Raw genomic sequence first — 17625 nt, 5'->3', positions numbered from 1 at the left:
GTTTGGCCCTTGGAGCATCTATTCCTTCGCCAATAAAATCCGCATAGCTTTTTGCGACCGCCGGCCAAGATTGTGGTCGGTGGTCTTGCTGAACCAGTAGTAGGCTTCCTCGGAAGCCATTGCCTGCACACGTTCCGAAATGTCGGTCATGCGGGAAGACTTACGGAGCGGCTTCACGGCGAGCAGCAGCAGTCCAAGCCGGACTCCCGTTTCCTCATTGAATTGAAACGGCGTCTTGCGACTGCGAGACAGGTCCGAAGCCCGATAGCCTGATCGCTTGAGTGCCAAAAGCACCTGGTCCATGACGGCCCGCATGGGCGTGCCGTGAACACGGGCCACAAGTTGCCAGCCGTCGCCGGAGCCGTTGCGATGTTCGCCGCGAGCCGGTAAGCGAAATAAAGCCAGTCCGTAGTCGCCCGAGCGTTCGGGCTCGACGCGAAGCTCAAAGGGTTTACTGCTCATGCGGGTGCTCCTTCGCCAGCTTTTTCGGCGGCCGGCTGAGCATCGACGTAAACCTTGCCCATGCTCAGACTCTCCAGCACGTCGCGGATCGTCTGGAACTGGTCGCTCACGACGGCCAAGTTGCCCTCGAATTCGGCCCGGACAGTCATCTTCACGCTGGCGTTCGACGCTTCCTGGCTAAGCTGGTCCGTGATGCTCTTGATCCGCTTGTAGCGGTCCCAAGAGCCGATGAATTCGGCTTGGAACTTCTCGCCGCCCTCGAATTCGAGAATCAAACGCTGATCGAGTTGGAAGCCTGCTTTGCCCATCTGTGGAATGGCCAGGCCAAGCGAGCGCAAGTCGCGAGCGGCGTCTTTGCCCATTCCTTCGACGCGGATGAAGAGTCGCTTGAGCGATTGAATGCCGTGGTCGTGGCACTGATCGGACACGGCTTGGAATGCCTGGCTGGGAGTGCCCTCGCCTGACAGCCGCGTGGGTTTGCCGTTCTCCTTGCCGGAGTCGTCATCCTGGTCGCACGTGCAAGGCACATTGTTGCAAACGGGACAGACTTGGACTTCCTGCTCCGCTCCTTTGATCTTGATGCCGACTCGCTGGGATTCCTCAAGCGTGTACAGCGTAGCGTCTTCGCTGATCTCAACCATCGGCGAAGGGGATGGTTCGCCGTAGCCGTAGCCTTCGCTGGCCACGTAGTAAACCCATGCCCCTTTCTGCACGCCTTCGCGGATGGTTTTCTTGAGTTGGTTGATATCGAGGAGCATCTTCAGGCCGAGCCGCTTACAGAATTCGCGACGCAAGTCCTCGGTGCTCATGGACGCCGTGTTCGCTGGCCACGCCTTGGCCTTCACGTACTGGGCGTTGAGCGGCTTGTCGTCGGCCGTCAAAACCTTTTCCAGGTTCTTGAGTGCCTTGAGGATGACTTCGGCCTGGTCGTGTTGGACCTTGCCTTGTTCCTCGGCTTGAAGTGCTTGGTGAGCGAGGTTGCCATTCTTGCGGGGAGCGTCGGCGGACGGGTAATACAAGTGGCGGTAGCACTTGGTAATTGCGACTCGTAAATCAAGCTCGGCGGCCTCGCCCATCTGCTTCAGCTTCTCGGCCTGGGCTTTGTTGAATTCCTGCATTCGCTCCGGGTCGCCGGTGATGCGGCGGGTTGCCAGATACTGCTGAGCAACATCGACCATCCGGTCGACTTGATCCGCGTCGGCGACGAGAAACACAAGATTGTTCTTGTAGGTGCGATACTCTTCCATGCTTCCCTTGTGCTCGAAGAGCTTCAGCACAAGGTCGGGCGGCGTGCCGGCTTCGGTGGCCTTCACGGCGGCGGCATCGTAATGCAAGACGACAAGCTTTGGAGCCTGGGCGTCATCATCCACGTCGGCGGCTTCGGCCGGAAAATACTCCGGATGCAGCACGCCCTTCTTCCAGACTTTCTGGATTCGGTCGTCGAGTTCGCTCTTGGCTTTGATCTTGCCGACGAGGCCCATTTCGTCGTCGACGATCTTGCGAAGCGAAGGTTCCGTCTTGAAACGGTAGCGAAGCCCGTCGTAATCGAAGAACCAACAGCGGTCGATTAGCCGCTGAATCGCTTTATCGATAAGAGCAGGGTCGTCATCGGGCTGGAGGACTGCCAGCCGCAGATCGGCGGGGTCGGTGCCGCTTTGACCAGTCTGCACAAGACTGTGGAGAAACGTGGTTGCGGCAACACGCTGGGCATAGGGCGGCCGGCCGGCCTCGGTCCATTCCAAGTCGATTTCTTGAGCGTGCGACAGCGTGCCTTTCTTGGGACTGGCAATATCGGCTTCGATCACTTGCTTGAATTGGGGACGGTCAAGCCGACTCGTCAGGTCATTCGCGAGTTGTTCCTGCCCAAGATCCAAATGGTGTGGACAAATCAAGTAACAATCTCGCGGCTTTGTTCTCCAGAGTTCACGAACAGTTTGCGCGAGCAAGCGCAGAACGCCTCGCGTCTTTTGGAAATTCGGAATCGTCGAGGTCTTGCGATTGAGCGTGGTGAGCAGCTCAGGATGAAATGGATGGTCCTGTACGATTTCGGTTTGATACTCGGCTCGAACGGCACGCTGTGGAAGATCGACGCCTTGCTCAATGACTCGCGAGTAGTACGTGGTCCAAGCCTTCGCCGTTTCTTCGGCGGCTTTGCGATCCACGTTCTGGAATAGACGGTGGGTGACGATCGCGCTAATTTCATCCTCGGCCGTGGGCGTGAGGACGTGCTCTTGGCGGGCCGAAATGCTACGCGCCTCGGCAAGCTCCTCGCGCAGCTCATCTGATTCTGTGCCGAAAGCATCCGACGAATCAGCAAGCGTGTATACGAGGACGGTGCGTTTGCTCTCAGAAGCGAATTTGATGAGAGACATCAGGAACGCGACCGTCTGTTCGGCAACGCTTGTCTTACCGGCCTGAAACTGTGCACCTCGCGCGACCCGCAAGTAGTAGGCGATCTCATCAATCATCAGTAGAGCCGGATCATCGCCGATGAGCTTTTCCCAAGCCTGCGTGCCGGGAGCTGTGCGTTGTTCATCGCTCTTCCGGACCACTTCATAAGCGTCGCGAGCGCCCTTTGCTCCACCTGAGTGAAAGCCCAATTGCCACGCGAGTTCGCCCCACATGGTGTAGGTGCGTAGTCCGTCGTGGTCTACTCCGTCCGCGACTTCCATGTCAGGCCCCACGATGCCTGCAATCTTCTTGATTGGCGTCGCGGGTACTAACTCTGGCGAGACGAAGCGTTTGGCGATGCTAGCGTCGACAGTACCTCGACAGAGGTGGTAAAGCGCAATGAGGTTGTGCGTCTTACCACCGCCAAAGCTTGTCTCCAAGCGGATGACGGATGGACTGCTTGCGTTCGCGCCGGTCAGTCTGCCGAGCCCTTCGCGAAGCAGGGACTTGAGCCCGCCGGTCGGGAAGGTGTTCGAAAAGAAAGTGGCCGCGTCGCCGTAGACTTCGTCGGCGCCACCTCGCAACACTCTGGTCAACGATGCTGCGAACTGTTGGTCGCGCAATTCACCGCTGAGCACCTCATCGCGCGGCACGCACGTGTCGAAGATTGTCCTCATATTTGCTGCCCGATCTTATCGCTGGGGGGTGGTTGGCTTCGAGCGCGAGGCCTCAAGGCGCTTTAGGAATTCTTCGAGGTCCTCTCGCTTGTAGAGTCGATAGCTATTTGCCGGGTGGCGGTACTCAGGGATTTTGCCTGCCGCTCCCCATTTTCGAATCGTGTTGGGTGCGACCCCCAGAACCAACGCTGCCTCATGGACCTTGATGAATCTGTCGCGGATGCTCATGGCGAGCCCTTCGTGTGGCCTGAAGCCCAGGTGCTAGCAGGATGCAAACTTTACCACACCTTCCACGGGTGGTTCAACCATCGGCTGTTAAATTGCGATCCGCTCGATTTCGTCGAGAGTCAGTTCATCTCTGGTCCGGTCGTAGAGCTTGGTCGTCCTGGGGGATTCGTGGGCGGCGATGGCCTGGGCGTTTTCGATGGTGCCGCCGTTTTCCAGGTAGGCCGTGATACCCGTCGCTCGGAACGAGTGGTTGCAAATCGAGGTGGGGAGCCCAATGGCCCGGCAGCGCCGCTTGACCATTCGCAGGGCATCATTGCGGGACATGGGACGGTTCGTGAGCCGGCCGTGACGATTAATTGTGCGGAAGAGGGGAGACCGCTTCTCACCAGCGATCTTGGCGGCGTGGATGTAGGCGTCGAGGTAGGCCTCGGCGTTGTGGTGCGTCGGGACTTCGTGGCGCTTGCCACCTTTTTCGTGAAGTCGCAGCCACCAACGCTTGCCTTCGGAGAAGTAGTCCTCGACACGCATCGAAATGGCGGCGGAGACTCGGGCGAAGCTGTAGACCATGACGCCAATCAATGCTCGGTCGCGAAGTCCTACAATCGTCGATAGGTCGATCGAGTCGAGAAGTTGGCGGGCTTGGTCGGCAGTGAGAACGGGCGTCTTGCCTCTCTTGACGACGTGCTTTGGACCACGTACCGAACTTGCCGGATTGGCAGGCACAATTTGTCCGACAACTAGCCAGTCGAAAAGCATCCGAACCGCCGCGAGGTGCTGCTTGACGGTGGGTGCCTCGTAGGCGGTGCCGAGGTCTTCGACATAACTGGCCACGACGACCGGCTGAATATCAGCGAGCTTTCGAACGCCACGTGACTCGGCCCAATCGAGGAAGTTCGCAACCGCCCGAGCATAGGCCTCGCGGGTGTTGCCATTTCGAATGTTGGCCACGAAGAACTCGACGAAGCGGCGAACACCATCGGGACCGGCTGCGGCAATTAACCTTGGAACAGTGATCGCGTCGGCGGTACTTTGACTTGGGAGAGTCGTCTTGGTCACCCGAAAACCATGCCCCGATCGACACCAGTCTGACAAGCCCAACAATGCCGCATAACGTCCTTTATGATGCGCAATTTCCAGAGTAGTGCGCAAGCCCTTTCAGCAAGCTAAATCACGATTTAGCGCGTAGTCACACGGTCTTTCGATCGCCAGTCAGTGCCGATGGGCCTGGCTACGCGTCAATCAACTTAGCCGGCTTTGACCGTGGAGCGACGAGCAAGTTCGATTTCCAGCAGTTGCCGAGTCAGTGCGGCATCAGTGGTATCGGTAGCTGCTGGGCTGGCATCTTTGATCGCGCTTTCGCGCGCATAGTCATTGAACAGCGCGGTTTTGCGGCCAACAAGTGCTCGCAAGCTCTCGTCAACCGTATCGCGAGCCAAGAATCGGTGCACGACGACTGGATTGCTTTGCCCCATGCGATGGACTCGCTTAATGGCTTGCCATTCAGAGGTTGGCTTGTACTGCGGTTCGAGCAATACGACGACCGACGCGCATTGGAGATTAATGCCGACGCCGCCTGCCGTGATCTGGCAGATGAGCGGAGCAAAGCCTTCGGATTGGAAGAAGCCATCAATGACCTGGTTGCGTTGGTGTGCCGGAACGCTGCCGTCGATACGGAAATGGGTTCCGAGCAGTTCGCCGACCAAGTCGAGACTACGCAAGAAGAATGAGAAGATTACGATCTTTCGGCCGTCGTCTCGATACTGGCTGATCAGCTCGTCCAGACGGGCGAGTTTGGCGCTGTTTACGACGTGACCGTTAGCTGCCTGCCGCATCGCCATGACATTGCGAGACTCGACAGCTCGCAAGTAATGCGAGCGATCGTGATCCTCCAATTCGACCCATTCATCAACTTCGATTGCTTCGGGTAATTCATGGAGTACGTCTTCTTGGTTGCGTCGCAGGTAGGCCGCGCTAACCATCTTTTCAAACCGCTTGGCTCCGAGCGCGGTACCAAATGAGTTTCCAGTTTCCGCAGCGAGTGTCCGCCCCAAGGTGTCATTGCACACGCCAATCAAGTTGACGAATTCACGCGGATGATTCTCAAGCGCGGTCCCTGTCATCAGGGCGAGACGGTCGCTGATCGATGTAAGCCGTTTGACATTGATGCTCCGTTGTGCCTGGGGATTCTTAATGTAGTGGGCTTCGTCGGCGACGAGGAAGTGTATGGGGGTGCGTGTCAGATCGTCGAGCGAACGTAGCGTCTCGTACGAGGTAAGTGCAATTCCGCCATCGCGTTGCCATTGCCGGAACGTGTTATCGCGTCCGTCGCCATGCACGAGCCGCAAAGGAATGTCTGTGCGATTGTTGATCTCTCGGGTCCAGTTGCCGACGATGCTGGCCGGACAGACGATGAGGAAATGACTAGCTTCTTCTGTATTTCTAAGGTGGGTGATGACGGCCAGTGCCTGGATGGTCTTGCCCAGTCCCATTTCGTCCCCCAGCACTGTGCGCTGCTGGTGGATCATGTATTTGGCGCCGAACTCTTGGTACCCGCGCAGATCGACCCTTAGTGAATCTAAGGAGAGGACCATTGCCTCAACTGCCTCGGCAATCTGGTCGGGCACCCCGCCATGTGGACCTCGGTGTGACATTTCGCCGTTCGTACCTATCTGTGGCTTTGCATCTAGGTAGCGGTCGAGGATGGCAAAATAGTCGGCATAACGGCTGCGGTAGTCGTCGACTACTGCCGAAATACTCGCCGGGGGATCAAGGCTTTCCAGTAGGGCTTGCGCGCGGATGCTGAGATCTTGGTATTGAGATGATTCGACTAGGCAGGACAGTCCATCGAAATCGGAATTCACTTGGCGTTGGGTGTTATCCCGATTCAGGATCCGGTTCCACCAGCCCCCGGCACGCTTGGTCTTGCGTAGTGGCTCGTTAAAGTCAGACACGGCCGATTGCAGTTCGGCCAGGATCCCAGGAGTTACATCGCGGCAGCGAATGCGCCGATAAGTGGCTCGCAAGACGGCGGCATGCTCCGGGCCAATTTCAGACGGCGGTGGAAGCTCTAGTCGCTGATTTTGAAGAATCGCTTGCAGTTGGCTGACCGCCTGCACGATCTGAACGGCCGAGGCCGGGCCGATGCCATGAATCTGCTGTAGTCGAGCGGAAGACACGCCACGCAGGTCAGCGATGGTGCAGAAGCCATGAGACTCCAAGAGTCGGACTCGGACAGATTTTGTGAGATCCTTGAGGCGTTCGACGGGCATCTCTTGCAGCGCAGAGGCAATCACCTGTTCTCGGAGGTCGGCAACCGCTTCCTGAATCGCCTGCTCTGACGAGGCGCGCACGTCGGCCAATTGGCTGCGCAAATGTTTCAAATTCCAGGCAATATCGACTGCTTGGGTTTGCAATTCGCGTTGTTTCGGCGTCGCGCCAAACCACACCCAACTGAGCCACGATTGCCGGGCTGTTTCAGAAGTGCTGGTTGCTGATTGCATCCAAGTGAGACCCTTGGGGGCAGCGGCCTTCGTGAAGCGCTAGGAATCGGATTGTGAAATTGACGCCGTGTCCACACAGTGCGCTGTTACCGTTGAAAAGTGTAGCGTACGAACAGCGCGGATTGCGATGGGACAGGGAACGTGAAGTAATCGTGCGGCATTTGCCGGCCAGGCCCGTCCGTGGCGGAAAGCGGGTTCACCTGCCTTCGTCGGCCTGTCATCCGTCGGGGCTCGCCCCGCTGAGGGCCGCCAGGCCCCTTGGCCCCGGCGCGTGACGGGCCAGAGAAGGCTCAATGCCACCTGCCTTTGTTGGTCCGATTCCCGAGGGGCAAGCAAATGCCATCAGCGTGATGCTAGCGAGATTGACGGACTCAAGCTGAGATCAGTACAACTCTTGCGCCCGCTCCTTACGACTGAGCGAGCATGTATCCTCCATGTGGCACCCTGGCGCAGATGGACCTGCTCCAGGGGCCTTTATTGCGCGGAGGATGGTGAGGCCCAGCGGCGTGCATGGAATGGGCCTCGTAGAAAACCTCCTTTCCGTTCACCAAAGTTCGATTTGACGGACTGGGCCTGTCGCAGGTGGATCGGCTGATTCGTCCGAAGCTTCAGACGGTGCGCACGTTGTTTCGGTGCGCACGAAAAGCAGCCGCTCATTGCGGATCGCCCAAATCAGCTCGTCACGAATCTCATCCAGAACGTCCCGAAGCACTCGGACTTCTTCGCGAAGTCGTTGTACTTCGGGCACGATGTTGTCGTGCTGAGTCGGCATGGGGGCTCTCCTCAGGCGCATAGATGACAACGTCCGTGCTGCTCAGGCGTCTGGAGCCTGGGCTGCACTTCGCGCCGATAATCAGCCTGGTCGAACTCGCCAGCGAGCACTCGCTGAATGAGTTCAAGTCCGGACTGCGGACTGCACCACGAGAACGTGATGCTTTCGATCTGCTCGTAGCGGCCGTCGGCAAGTTGCCGAACGACCGCATACTCCTGAGCGCCATCCGCGCAAGTGGCGTCATTCAAAAAGAAGTAACCACCAACGCTGAAGGCGGAGCAACCAGTCCAGGTGCTCATGACAAGCATTTCCGCCAATTCGTCGGCGGAATTAACGGGAGTCAGTACCCACACTCTTCGACTATGCAGCATCTGGCACCTCGTCCGCTTCTGAAGCGGGTTTGGCGAGCAAGGTCGAGAGGATCTCGGTTGCGACCCGCTGGATGTAGTCCAACGATTCGGCCAAGGTCTCGGTCGTGCCCTGGTACAATTGGATGTAGTCGCTGGCAGCGCTGCTCGTATTGAGCCCGATCCCTTTGGCGACTACGTAAGCGACAGCCTCGGCCTCGGTTTCCCGAATGGTCTTAGTCGTCTGTTGGCGACGATCCCCTTTGTGGAGTTGTTCGTGTGCGAGTTCGTGAACCAGCACGGCAAACTCCTTGGCGTGACTGAGGCCAGTCCGTAACGTGATCCGGCCCCCTTCCGAGCGACCCTCGGCGCCCATGAGCGTGTCTTCGTAGACCAGCTCAATCCCCTGTCGGGCGATCAGCGCCTTGAGCTTCTCGGTGTACTCTCCGGGGTCACCGTTGACGGAAGCGAATTCCGGCAACGGCTGGCCGTCGGTTTGCGACACATCGAAGACGTGGACCGCCTTGAATCCGCGAAGCACAGTGACCTTCTCGGATTCGTCGGCGGAACGTTGGCCTTCTTCGTCGGACTTGCGCTTGTAGATCAGGGGGGCGAGGATCGTGATCCCCTTCTCCCCTTTCTTGACGAAGCGCCCCAGCTTTTTCCAAGCGTTGAACCCGGCCACATGCGTGGCATCGGGCCTTTGGATGGCAATCAGGAGGACGTTTCCAAAGCTGTAGTGATGGAAGCGTCCCATAACAGCCAGGTAATCGAGAAGTTTTTGGCTGCGACCAGCGGCCAATTCCTCGGCCAGACTGGCTAGGGCCTCGTCTGCGACTTGTTTGGCTTCTTCGTGTTTCATGGCGGCCTCCCTAATTCGCTTGAGAAGCGCCGGTGACACGGCAGAAGCTCTTGGTCTCGTCGTCAGAGAGCTGCCGCGCGAGGTACTTACCACCCGCTTTCCAGAAGAGCAGGAAGCGGTCATACCCTTCGCAGAACGCGAACAGGCTTCCCCGCATGTAGCGAGGCGGCAGCACATCGAGAAAGTAATCGTAGGTCTCGGCAGAGACTTCAACGATGCGTCCCTCGACATGCAGCCAGTCGATCGTCTCCGACCAAGAGAGTTCTTGGTCAGGCAGCGGTTCGACGTGGCCAGCCAGCAAATCGGCCAGCAAGAGTTTCGAATCAGGTCTACGTTCGGTGTTGGACATAACAATCTCCCTAGGAAGGTGAACTCTCTTCGGCATCGAGAGTCCGGTTGAAAGTGAGTGGGCCTGCCGACAGCCCGACCAGCGGTCCAACACACCGCAGGCAAGGTGGAGTCTTTCCGCGCAGCGGAAAGCAGCAGCCGCGCTTGCGCGGCGGACCTTGCCCGGTGTGTTACGCTGAGAGAGGGCGGCGGCGGGCTTTTCCCCAGGGAGGAAAAACCTTCATGGCATGCACGCCACCGGTCTCGTGAGACGACCGTCCACTGACGGCCATCCGGCGAGCGGTGGCTGCGTTCGTCTACCCGAGAACAGGGCTGAGAAAGAGCGAGGAAGAGGCGTCACCTGGTGCGGCGAAAAACGCTCGTGCCTCTTCGTCCGAAACGCTCGAACTGGATTTACGCGGCGGATTCCTGTTGGACCGCCTTGCGCTCCTCCATCGTTTCGTGGATGTAGAGGTAGGCCATATGGCACACCTTTTCCACGATTGGCAAATCGTCACGGCCGAAGCTTTCCGACGACTGCCACTTGCCAGAGTCATCCTTGTACAACCGCTGCAACGTGACGCTGTAGCGGGTTCCACTGCTGGTCTCGTTCTGCCACACGGCTGCCTTGACACTGCCCAGGCGCACCTCGTGGATCGGACGCGGTTTGGAACTTGCCATTTCACACCTCCGGAAAAAAGAGAAAGCCGCACCAGGCTTGCCTCTGGGAGGTGATATGGGGCGGTGGCGAATCGAGGTGACTTAAGAAGCGGGCAGCTCGTTGCAACGGGCACGAATGTTTTCCGATTGTCGGATGCCGCTATGTCGTGCTACTGCTCAAGTTGCCGTAGAGCTTGAGGATTCTGCATGCACGATTCGTTGGAACGCAATTTTGGACTGGTGGTGGCCTATGTGGTGCCAGGCTTCGTGTGCCTAGCTGGAGCGAGTCGATATTCGGAGCCAGTCGCGACCTGGATGTCGGTCGATCCCACTAGCAGCCCGACCGTGGGTGGGTTTCTCTATGTGGTGGTCGCATCGCTGGCGGCGGGCTTGGTGGTGAACGCCTTCCGCTGGGTGATGCTCGATTCGCTTCTGCATTTGACGGGACTCGTTCCCCCGAGACTGAACTTCGCTCATCTCCAGCGACACCTGGAAGCGTTTCAACTTGCCGTCGACCACAACTACCGCTATTACCAGTTTTACGGTTGCATGGTGCTGGCCAGTGCGTTCTACAGTCTGGCCGATCAATGGAGCCACGGCATGTGGTCGCCGTGTACGCTTTGCGGCTGGACCGTCGTCGAACTGATTCTCCTGGCAACGTCTCGTGATTGCCTTCGCCGCTACTATGAGCGGACAGGGCAGATGCTGGGCCAGGTGGGGGGTGTCCCCGACTAGCGACGCGGTCGGGATGCGAGTCGTTCGAACTCTTGGACGAATTCCACCAGAGGGACTTTGATGGCGCGGCAGAACCGCCGCAGTTGCACCAGATCGACACGGCGGTCGGCCCGCTCGCATTTGCTGACGTACGACTGGGTCTCGCCGAGCCGCTCGGCCATATCGACCTGCGTGAGCCCCGCGGCCTCGCGGTGCCTTCGCAGCAACATCGCCAACAGTTGGAATTCGTCGGTCGAGCGTGATTTTGTCATAGGATCTGCTTGCTTCGGGCTTCCACAGTCGTTAGATTCCAAATAGGACTAGTCCATTCTAGATTACAGCCGACGGTAGCTTCTGCATTCTCTTTTTTTGAAGGAGCCGTGTCATGTCCAATGGCAGTCACCCACCGAAGACGCCAGTAAAAGCGACGGAATCTGTCCGCGCCGCAAACGACAAGCGAACCAATCGCCGAAAGTCTACCGCGAAGCGATAGCGGATTCAGGGCGCGGCTTTGACGCTGGCCGTTAGGGCCTGGGGAGGATCCTGTCTTGGGGGGCGGCATGCCTTTGCCAAGCCGACAGGGATTTGCTGCCGCAGCTTGAAAAGAGTAGGTCAGCTGCTGATCGTACTTCGGATTTCGCGTTGTTTAATCGAAATCACATAGACAGCGCGGATGGGTGTGGACGAATCGCGGGTGACTCGTGACGACGCGTACTGCAAGTGCGGCGATCTTAGGTCACAGCACTTTCGTAATGCGATTCTGCTGCTTTACATAGGCGTCGAGATCGCGCGATTCTGGCTAAGGCCAGGCAGCTGGTCGCGAAGCCGGCGAGCAGCGCCGTGGATGGCTCCGAGACCAGCAGCGTCGTGGCGACGAGTTGTCCACTCCAGCCTTCGGAATCCATAGGCAACGGAATGGTGATTGTGGCGACATTGCCAACAAGATCGTATCGCCAGCTAATTTGCTCAGTTGTCCAGGCAAGGGTTCCTGAGCCGAAGGCTGAAAAGCCTAACTCGTTCGTCTTGTAGCCGCGCAGGTCAACCGTTTCGCCCGCCAGGTTGAACACAAAGTCGGTATTCGGTTCTACGTCGATAAGGTCGTAGGTGGCGTAAGTTCTATAAGAATGGAGTTCGACTTGCGTGACATCGAAAGCAAACGGGCCCCAGTTCGCCCCACCAACAAAGGATGCTTGGTATTGTTGCCATGGCTCAATGGGAATCGGCTTGGGATCGTCGACTTGAAGCGTCGCCCAGCGAGTCAAGTGACTGTCGAAATAGGCGATTACGCTGGTGCTTTCGCGCTGGTGGAATCCATACAGTTGTCCTGATACGTTAGCGGTCAGGCTCCCCGGGTATAATGTGGTGACCTGCTCGAATGCGTAGCCCGAGTATGTCAGGTACGATCGCTCGGGATCGATCTCGAACACGAGTTCGCGTAACTCGGTGGCCGTGGCTTGATTTGCCATCATGCACATTACCAGGCAGGACAGGCACCATCTCAGGAATTGCATTGGTTCGTTGCTCCACGTAACGTAAATGGATTTCGCCTCCAATGATGTTGCGTCGCGGGTCGGCCGACGACGAGTGCCATGAGGCACGCGACGCCTAGACAAGCGAGCAACCGCGAGCCGGGCTCGGGCACGGGAACCATCAGAAACTCAGAGCGGCTGCCGGGCGGCAGGCCGGCGGCCAAGCCGTAGCCGCTGATATAGCCCAGGCCGTTGGCGCGCATTCCACGGGCCAGGTGCTCCCAACCGTTGGCCGACAAGCCTCCGTCCACCAGTGCCCCCAGGTCCCACAGCCCATCGCTGGCGCTCCAGTAGAAGGCACGTGTTCCGACCGTGGTCATTCCGTCGTAAAGCGAGTAAAGGCCTAGCGTCACGCCATCCGCGCCCAGAAACTGGGCGCTGCTGTATGCATAGCCGTCGTCGCGTACCGAAAGTTGCAGGGGAATCGTGCCCAGGACCGGATCGTAGACCCAGGCATCTTGCCCGAGGTATGCGTCGCCGTAGAAACGTACCGAGTAGCCGATGACCTGCCCGGCCTCGTTAAGCTGTTGCGCTGTGCTGCCCTTGGTCCCGTCGTCCCTGGAATGTTCAGCGCTCACGAGTCCGATGTTCAGCGTGGTCGAGCCGTCGTATAGCCAGGCGGACTGGCCAAGAGCGGTGCTGCCGCCGTTGTAGCGGTTTGAGGAACCAATGACCTGCCCGGCTTCGTTGAGCTGCCACGCACCGCTGTACTGGTACCCATCGTTGCGCGTATGTTCGGCGCCAGTGAGTCCGATATTCAGCGTGGTCGAGCCGTCGTACAGCCAGGCGGAGTTGCCAAGAGTAACGCTGCCGCCGTTGTAGCGGATTGAGGAACCAATGACCTGCCCGGCTTCGTTGAGCTGCCACGCACCGCTGGACTGGTACCCATCGTTGCGCGTATGTTCGGCGCCAGAGAGTCCGATATTCAGCGTGGTCGAGCCGTCGTACAGCCAGGCGGACAGGCCAAGAGTGGTGCTGCCGCCGTTGTAGCGCTCAGAGTAGCCGATCACCTGCCCGGCATTGTTGAGCTGCACGGGATCGCTGTACTTGCGCCCGTCGTTGCGGGTGTGTTCGGCGTCCAGCAGTCCGATATTCAGCGTGGTCGAGCCGTTGTACAGCCAGGCGGATTGGCCAAAAGTGAAGTTCGCGTCGTAGCGCTGTGATGTGCCGATCACGTGCCCGGCTTCGTTGAGCTGCTGGGGTTCGCTGTACTTGTCCTCATACACACTGGTGTGTTCGGCGTCAACGAGCCCGATGATCAGTGTCGTCGAGCCGTTGTACAGCCAGGCAGATTGGCCATATCCACCAATTCCGCTGTAGCGCTGTGATGTGCCGATCACCTGCCCGGCATTGGTGAGCTGCTTCGATTCGCTGTACCTGGACCCGCCGCCGCTGGAATGCTCGGCATCTACCAGGCCGATGTTCAGCGTCGTCGCGCCGTCGTACAGCCAGGCAGATTGGCCAATACCATAATAATAGCTGCCACCGTCGTAGATAATTGAACTGCCGATCACCTGCCCGGCCTCGTTGAGCTGCTGCGGTTCGCTGTATTTGTACCCGTCGTCGCGGGTGTGTTCGGCGCCTACCAGACCGATGTTCCATGTGGTCGATCCATCAAACAGCCAGGCCGATCGGCCATATCCGACAATGCCAATGTAGCGCTCTGACCTGCCGATCACCTGCCCGGCCTCGTTGAGGCTATCGGCCCAAGTTAACCTGTACCCGTCGCTGCGGGTATGTTCGGTGTCCAAGAGTCCGATAATCAACGTCGTCGAACCGTCGTACAGCCAGGCGGATCGGCCAAGAGTGGTGCTGCCGCCGTTGTAGCGGTCTGTGAAGCCCATCACCTGCCCGGCCTCATTGAGTTGCTGCGGTTCGCTGAACTGGAACCCGTCGTCACGAGTGTGCTCGGCGCCCGAGAATCCGACATTTTGGGTGGTCGATCCGTCGAATAGCCACGCCGAGCGGCCGAGCTGGGTGCTGCCGCCGTTGTAGCGCATGGAATAACCAATCACCTGCCCCGCCTCGTTGAGATGCTGCGATAGGCTGTCCTTGTAACCGTCGTCGCGGGTGTGCTCGGCTCCCGTCAATCCAATGTCAATAATTTGGTAAGTTGGCGGCGCAGCGCTTGCCGGGGTAACTGTCGCCAGGCAGACAACAAGGCCGATGCCCCCGATCCACCGGATCAGCCGGCGACCTTCCCCGCGCGCGGCCAGGGTGATTCTGACGGACGCGCGCGCGGTCACGGCGGCGATTTTCGAACGATGCATGGTGTGAACCTTGTGGCCAGTGGATGCGAATATGACGTGCCCAATGAGTCGTTAGAAAAAAATGACGAAGTTCGGCCCGCGCGCCGCGGCAAGACGTGACCTGCTGTTCACTGTGCTTACGGAGTGCGAGCGCCATGCCCAGGCAGACCAAATGCAATGTTTCGCGCAGGCGCGAAAGTAAAGACACCTAGGGCCGAGAGAGACGGCGCGAGTTGTGGCAGGGCGTCAGTAGCGTCTCGATTGCATTGGGAAAAATTCGTCCGCGGCTCAGACAGCCGGCACCGCCGCTGGGGAACGTTGCACCCTGGCCTAGGCTGGTTTCCGGATGCCAGAGACTCGCAACACACTTTGATTTGTCTTCAGCAACAACTGGCTGGCATTGTCCTCTGACAACCAATCCTCAAGGGAAGAATAAACAGCGTCGCGTGATGCGTTTGATATTCGCACGCTGGCAGCGATGCGATGCATGTGTTCAAGTAAGGAGCGAACTGGTTGCGCCAGCCTACCTTGAGCTTCATGGAGGGTTTGAACGGTCTGGAGATTGCCGATGGGAACCTGCTGTTCCTCTTTACCCGCAGGCAAGGCGCTGGCCGTGAGTGGCGCCGCAGAAAATGAGTCGTTCTGAGCGGCGGCGCCGCCGGAGAAATGGGTCGTTCCGGGTTGGCCAGAGCCTGGAAAACCATTAGCGGCGGTCACAACGCCCGTGAAGTTCGAAATGCCGTAGTAGATGGCGATGCGTCCGCCTCCACCGGCGCCTCCCGGATAGGGGCCACTATCTCGTGACCCTCCGTTCGCACTGATCAAGCCTGCTCCGCTCCAGGCGCCGGTGATGATGTAGATGCTGCCACCTGATCCTCCGGACCTGCCTTGTAGTCCGTTGGCGCGTATGGTTCCGTCCAATTGTAGGTATTGACTGATAGTGAGCTTGATCGCGCCGCCTCCGCGTCCCCCATCAGCGCCGCCACTTCCGAAGTCGAGCGGTGCGACTGATGATCCGTAAGTTGAGCCACCTAGCGATCCCCCCCCACCCGCACCGCCGTACCCACCTCCACCGCGACCCACGACCCCATCGCTCCAACCGCGGCCTGGGCCGGCATTCGCGCCATACCCGCGTCCATCGGCGTCAATACTTCCGTTGGTGTCGATTTGCAGGTATCCGAGGATGGTGAGGTCTAGCGGTTGCAGTGTGACCGGAACGAGTCGGGCCATGCCGGTAATCACGACATTGGCGGCCCAAGTTTGCGCGCCGACGATTTCAGTTCCGCCAGCGGTGGCCCCGCCGTTGTCAATGCGTATCGTGGCCAGAGTATCGCTCGAACGCTTTTCGTAGATCGTTCCCGCACCGCCCACGACCCCGCTGCCGCCACGGGCCAAAACCGTTCCTAAGAAGTCTTTCTGCTCATAGTAAACAGCAATGCGGCCACCGCCTCCACCACCGTTCCCGTAGGCTCCAGACACGAAGCTGCCGCCATTGGCGGTGATCGAACCGGCGCCGCTCCAGCTATCCGTAGTGATGAAAATGCTTCCTCCTGCTCCAGCGCCACTGCCACTGACGCCATTGGCGGCAATGCTTCCATCGACGATCAGCTCGCCTCCAACATTCAGGCGGATTGCGCCACCGCCACGCTGAGAACCCCCGCCGCTGCCTAAGGCAATCGGTTCGGAGAGCGATCCATAAGTCGGGCCAGCGATGCCACCACCGCCACTGCCAGAGTAACCGTTGCCGCCACGTCCACCATGGCTGGCGCCCGCCGATCCAACACCTCCGGCCGTTCCCGCGCCCGGACCAGTTTGTGCCGCATACCCACGTCCATTTACATCGATGCGGGACAGGGCGTCGACGATAATTCTCTCTGACACCGTAACTTGTAGTCCGCTTAACACTCCAACGCCATGAGTCAAAAGCGCGCCGTCCCTTAAGGACATTTCTTGAGCACTCGTCAGGCCATTGAGCGTTGCGGAAGCCGAGACGCCGGCAATATCAAGCGGCGCCGCGATGTGCGTTGACTTTGAGACCGTGAGCGATGTGTTGCTGACCGCGATGGCCGCCATGCTCGATACTGAAAATGCCGACGCCCCTGCGCCGGCTAACACAATTGGGGATGGCGTCGTGAATGGTACGATGACATGGTCATTCGCCGTCGGTCGGACGTCGAGCGACCAGTTGAGCGGGTCATTCCAATTCAGTGTTCCAGCTCCACCATCCCAGTAAACGACGTTCGGTCGTTCGATCCGCAATGACGTAGCATCGCCGTTATTCTGAACTGCGTAAGATAGATCCAGCGAATTGATCACGCCATCCTGGTTTGCGTCAGCTTCTGCCTTATACGACGAGGAACCTCTTCTCGCTCCAAACGACTGGCGAATCTGATTGATATCTGCTGGGTCGACGACAAAATCGCCGTTGGTGTCGCCTACGAGGAAGGTATCGACGACGAAGACTCCTGTGGTGCCGCGTTCCGCGCGGACTTCGATTCTGTAGTCGCCGGGCGTGAGCGTGGCGATCGTCAGGCTCTCGGTCCCACCGGATAGATCGGCAATCGCTAGTTTCGGAATCACAACTTGGCCGCCGGCAGTCCGAATGGATACCACCCCAGGATCGAGGATTTCGTCACCTAAGGCCTTCACTCGAAACCCGACCTGCGTGTCGCCGCCTGCCAGCGTGAACGACGAGGCATCGACGGCGAGGTTGAATGCGGTGGCTTCGAATGGCCCGCCGACGACGCCATAGTGTTGACCGAAGACATTGCTCGCCGTTAACAGCTCTCGTTTTTCCAGGGCCTCGATCCGCAGTCGTTCCCGCTGGTGTCGCCTTTGCCGTTCAGTCGACCTTGATCGTTTCATGTTCAACCTAGTGAGTGTGGTGGTTGCAATTTCGGCGCGCAC

Annotated in this window: 15 protein-coding genes; 1 reads left to right on the top strand and 14 read right to left on the bottom strand. The window is 58.7% G+C overall.

What is annotated here, in order from left to right; translation table 11 throughout:
- Nucleotides 1-18: 18 nt before the first annotated feature.
- From KF708_07870 to KF708_07825, 10 genes are all read right to left on the bottom strand, one after another.
- Nucleotides 19-462, bottom strand: coding sequence for a hypothetical protein (locus KF708_07870; GenBank protein MBX3412589.1), 444 nt, complete (start codon nucleotides 460-462; stop codon nucleotides 19-21).
- The gene (locus tag KF708_07865) at nucleotides 459-3530 is read right to left on the bottom strand and encodes an ATP-binding protein (protein ID MBX3412588.1); all 3072 of its coding nucleotides are present in this window, start codon (nucleotides 3528-3530) and stop codon (nucleotides 459-461) included. The genes KF708_07870 and KF708_07865 overlap by 4 nt, the downstream gene beginning before the upstream one ends.
- Before the next feature lie 15 nt (nucleotides 3531-3545).
- A complete protein-coding gene (locus tag KF708_07860) occupies nucleotides 3546-3758 on the bottom strand; it encodes a helix-turn-helix domain-containing protein (GenBank protein ID MBX3412587.1) in 213 nt (70 codons plus the stop codon).
- A gap of 87 nt (nucleotides 3759-3845) precedes the next feature.
- Nucleotides 3846-4814, bottom strand: coding sequence for a tyrosine-type recombinase/integrase (locus KF708_07855; GenBank protein ID MBX3412586.1), 969 nt, complete (start codon nucleotides 4812-4814; stop codon nucleotides 3846-3848).
- A gap of 188 nt (nucleotides 4815-5002) precedes the next feature.
- Complete coding sequence (locus tag KF708_07850; GenBank protein MBX3412585.1) at nucleotides 5003-7258, bottom strand: DEAD/DEAH box helicase; 2256 nt, start codon at nucleotides 7256-7258, stop codon at nucleotides 5003-5005.
- A 544-nt stretch (nucleotides 7259-7802) separates the two neighbouring features.
- A complete protein-coding gene (locus tag KF708_07845; protein MBX3412584.1) occupies nucleotides 7803-8030 on the bottom strand; it encodes a hypothetical protein in 228 nt (75 codons plus the stop codon).
- A gap of 11 nt (nucleotides 8031-8041) precedes the next feature.
- On the bottom strand, nucleotides 8042-8329 hold the full coding sequence (locus KF708_07840; protein MBX3412583.1) for a hypothetical protein: 288 nt from the start codon (nucleotides 8327-8329) through the stop codon (nucleotides 8042-8044).
- 61 nt (nucleotides 8330-8390) lie between these two features.
- Nucleotides 8391-9239 (bottom strand): hypothetical protein, encoded by an 849-nt coding sequence (locus KF708_07835; protein MBX3412582.1) that lies wholly within the window; start codon nucleotides 9237-9239, stop codon nucleotides 8391-8393.
- A 10-nt stretch (nucleotides 9240-9249) separates the two neighbouring features.
- A complete protein-coding gene (locus tag KF708_07830) occupies nucleotides 9250-9588 on the bottom strand; it encodes a DUF1419 domain-containing protein (protein ID MBX3412581.1) in 339 nt (112 codons plus the stop codon).
- A gap of 392 nt (nucleotides 9589-9980) precedes the next feature.
- Nucleotides 9981-10247, bottom strand: coding sequence for a hypothetical protein (locus KF708_07825; GenBank protein ID MBX3412580.1), 267 nt, complete (start codon nucleotides 10245-10247; stop codon nucleotides 9981-9983).
- 186 nt (nucleotides 10248-10433) lie between these two features.
- Here KF708_07825 and KF708_07820 point away from each other — a divergent pair, with 186 nt between their 5' ends.
- Nucleotides 10434-10961: a hypothetical protein gene (locus tag KF708_07820; protein MBX3412579.1), complete on the top strand. Its 528-nt coding sequence runs from the start codon at nucleotides 10434-10436 to the stop codon at nucleotides 10959-10961.
- Here the strand turns inward: KF708_07820 and KF708_07815 are convergent.
- The 4 genes from KF708_07815 to KF708_07800 all read right to left on the bottom strand — a co-directional run bounded on the left by KF708_07815 (nucleotide 10958) and on the right by KF708_07800 (nucleotide 17625).
- Nucleotides 10958-11212 (bottom strand): helix-turn-helix transcriptional regulator, encoded by a 255-nt coding sequence (locus tag KF708_07815; GenBank protein ID MBX3412578.1) that lies wholly within the window; start codon nucleotides 11210-11212, stop codon nucleotides 10958-10960. The genes KF708_07820 and KF708_07815 overlap by 4 nt on opposite strands.
- Nucleotides 11213-11671: 459 nt before the next feature.
- Complete coding sequence (locus tag KF708_07810; GenBank protein MBX3412577.1) at nucleotides 11672-12409, bottom strand: hypothetical protein; 738 nt, start codon at nucleotides 12407-12409, stop codon at nucleotides 11672-11674.
- A gap of 29 nt (nucleotides 12410-12438) precedes the next feature.
- Nucleotides 12439-14739 carry a DUF3466 family protein gene (locus KF708_07805; GenBank protein MBX3412576.1) on the bottom strand — a complete coding sequence of 767 codons (2301 nt, stop codon included), beginning with the start codon at nucleotides 14737-14739 and terminating at the stop codon, nucleotides 12439-12441.
- Between the two features lie 309 nt (nucleotides 14740-15048).
- Nucleotides 15049-17625, bottom strand: a complete 2577-nt coding sequence (locus tag KF708_07800) for a hypothetical protein (protein ID MBX3412575.1) — start codon at nucleotides 17623-17625, stop codon at nucleotides 15049-15051.

It is taken from the genome of Pirellulales bacterium (genome assembly GCA_019636335.1).
Classification (GTDB): Bacteria; Planctomycetota; Planctomycetia; order Pirellulales; family JAEUIK01; genus JAHBXR01.
The sequence above is the reverse complement of the archived record's forward strand: the minus strand, read 5'-3'. Positions and strand labels throughout refer to the sequence as shown.

Bases quoted from the DNA above. Each gene is read 5' to 3' on its own strand.
- KF708_07870 (MBX3412589.1), bottom strand. From the start codon at position 462: ATGAGCAGTAAACCCTTTGAGCTTCGCGTCGAGCCCGAACGCTCGGGC.
- KF708_07865 (MBX3412588.1), bottom strand. From the start codon at position 3,530: ATGAGGACAATCTTCGACACGTGCGTGCCGCGCGATGAGGTGCTCAGC.
- KF708_07860 (MBX3412587.1), bottom strand. From the start codon at position 3,758: ATGAGCATCCGCGACAGATTCATCAAGGTCCATGAGGCAGCGTTGGTT.
- KF708_07850 (MBX3412585.1), bottom strand. From the start codon at position 7,258: ATGCAATCAGCAACCAGCACTTCTGAAACAGCCCGGCAATCGTGGCTC.
- KF708_07845 (MBX3412584.1), bottom strand. From the start codon at position 8,030: ATGCCGACTCAGCACGACAACATCGTGCCCGAAGTACAACGACTTCGC.
- KF708_07840 (MBX3412583.1), bottom strand. From the start codon at position 8,329: ATGAGCACCTGGACTGGTTGCTCCGCCTTCAGCGTTGGTGGTTACTTC.
- KF708_07835 (MBX3412582.1), bottom strand. From the start codon at position 9,239: ATGAAACACGAAGAAGCCAAACAAGTCGCAGACGAGGCCCTAGCCAGT.
- KF708_07830 (MBX3412581.1), bottom strand. From the start codon at position 9,588: ATGTCCAACACCGAACGTAGACCTGATTCGAAACTCTTGCTGGCCGAT.
- KF708_07825 (MBX3412580.1), bottom strand. From the start codon at position 10,247: ATGGCAAGTTCCAAACCGCGTCCGATCCACGAGGTGCGCCTGGGCAGT.
- KF708_07820 (MBX3412579.1), top strand. From the start codon at position 10,434: ATGCACGATTCGTTGGAACGCAATTTTGGACTGGTGGTGGCCTATGTG.
- KF708_07815 (MBX3412578.1), bottom strand. From the start codon at position 11,212: ATGACAAAATCACGCTCGACCGACGAATTCCAACTGTTGGCGATGTTG.
- KF708_07810 (MBX3412577.1), bottom strand. From the start codon at position 12,409: ATGATGGCAAATCAAGCCACGGCCACCGAGTTACGCGAACTCGTGTTC.
- KF708_07805 (MBX3412576.1), bottom strand. From the start codon at position 14,739: ATGCATCGTTCGAAAATCGCCGCCGTGACCGCGCGCGCGTCCGTCAGA.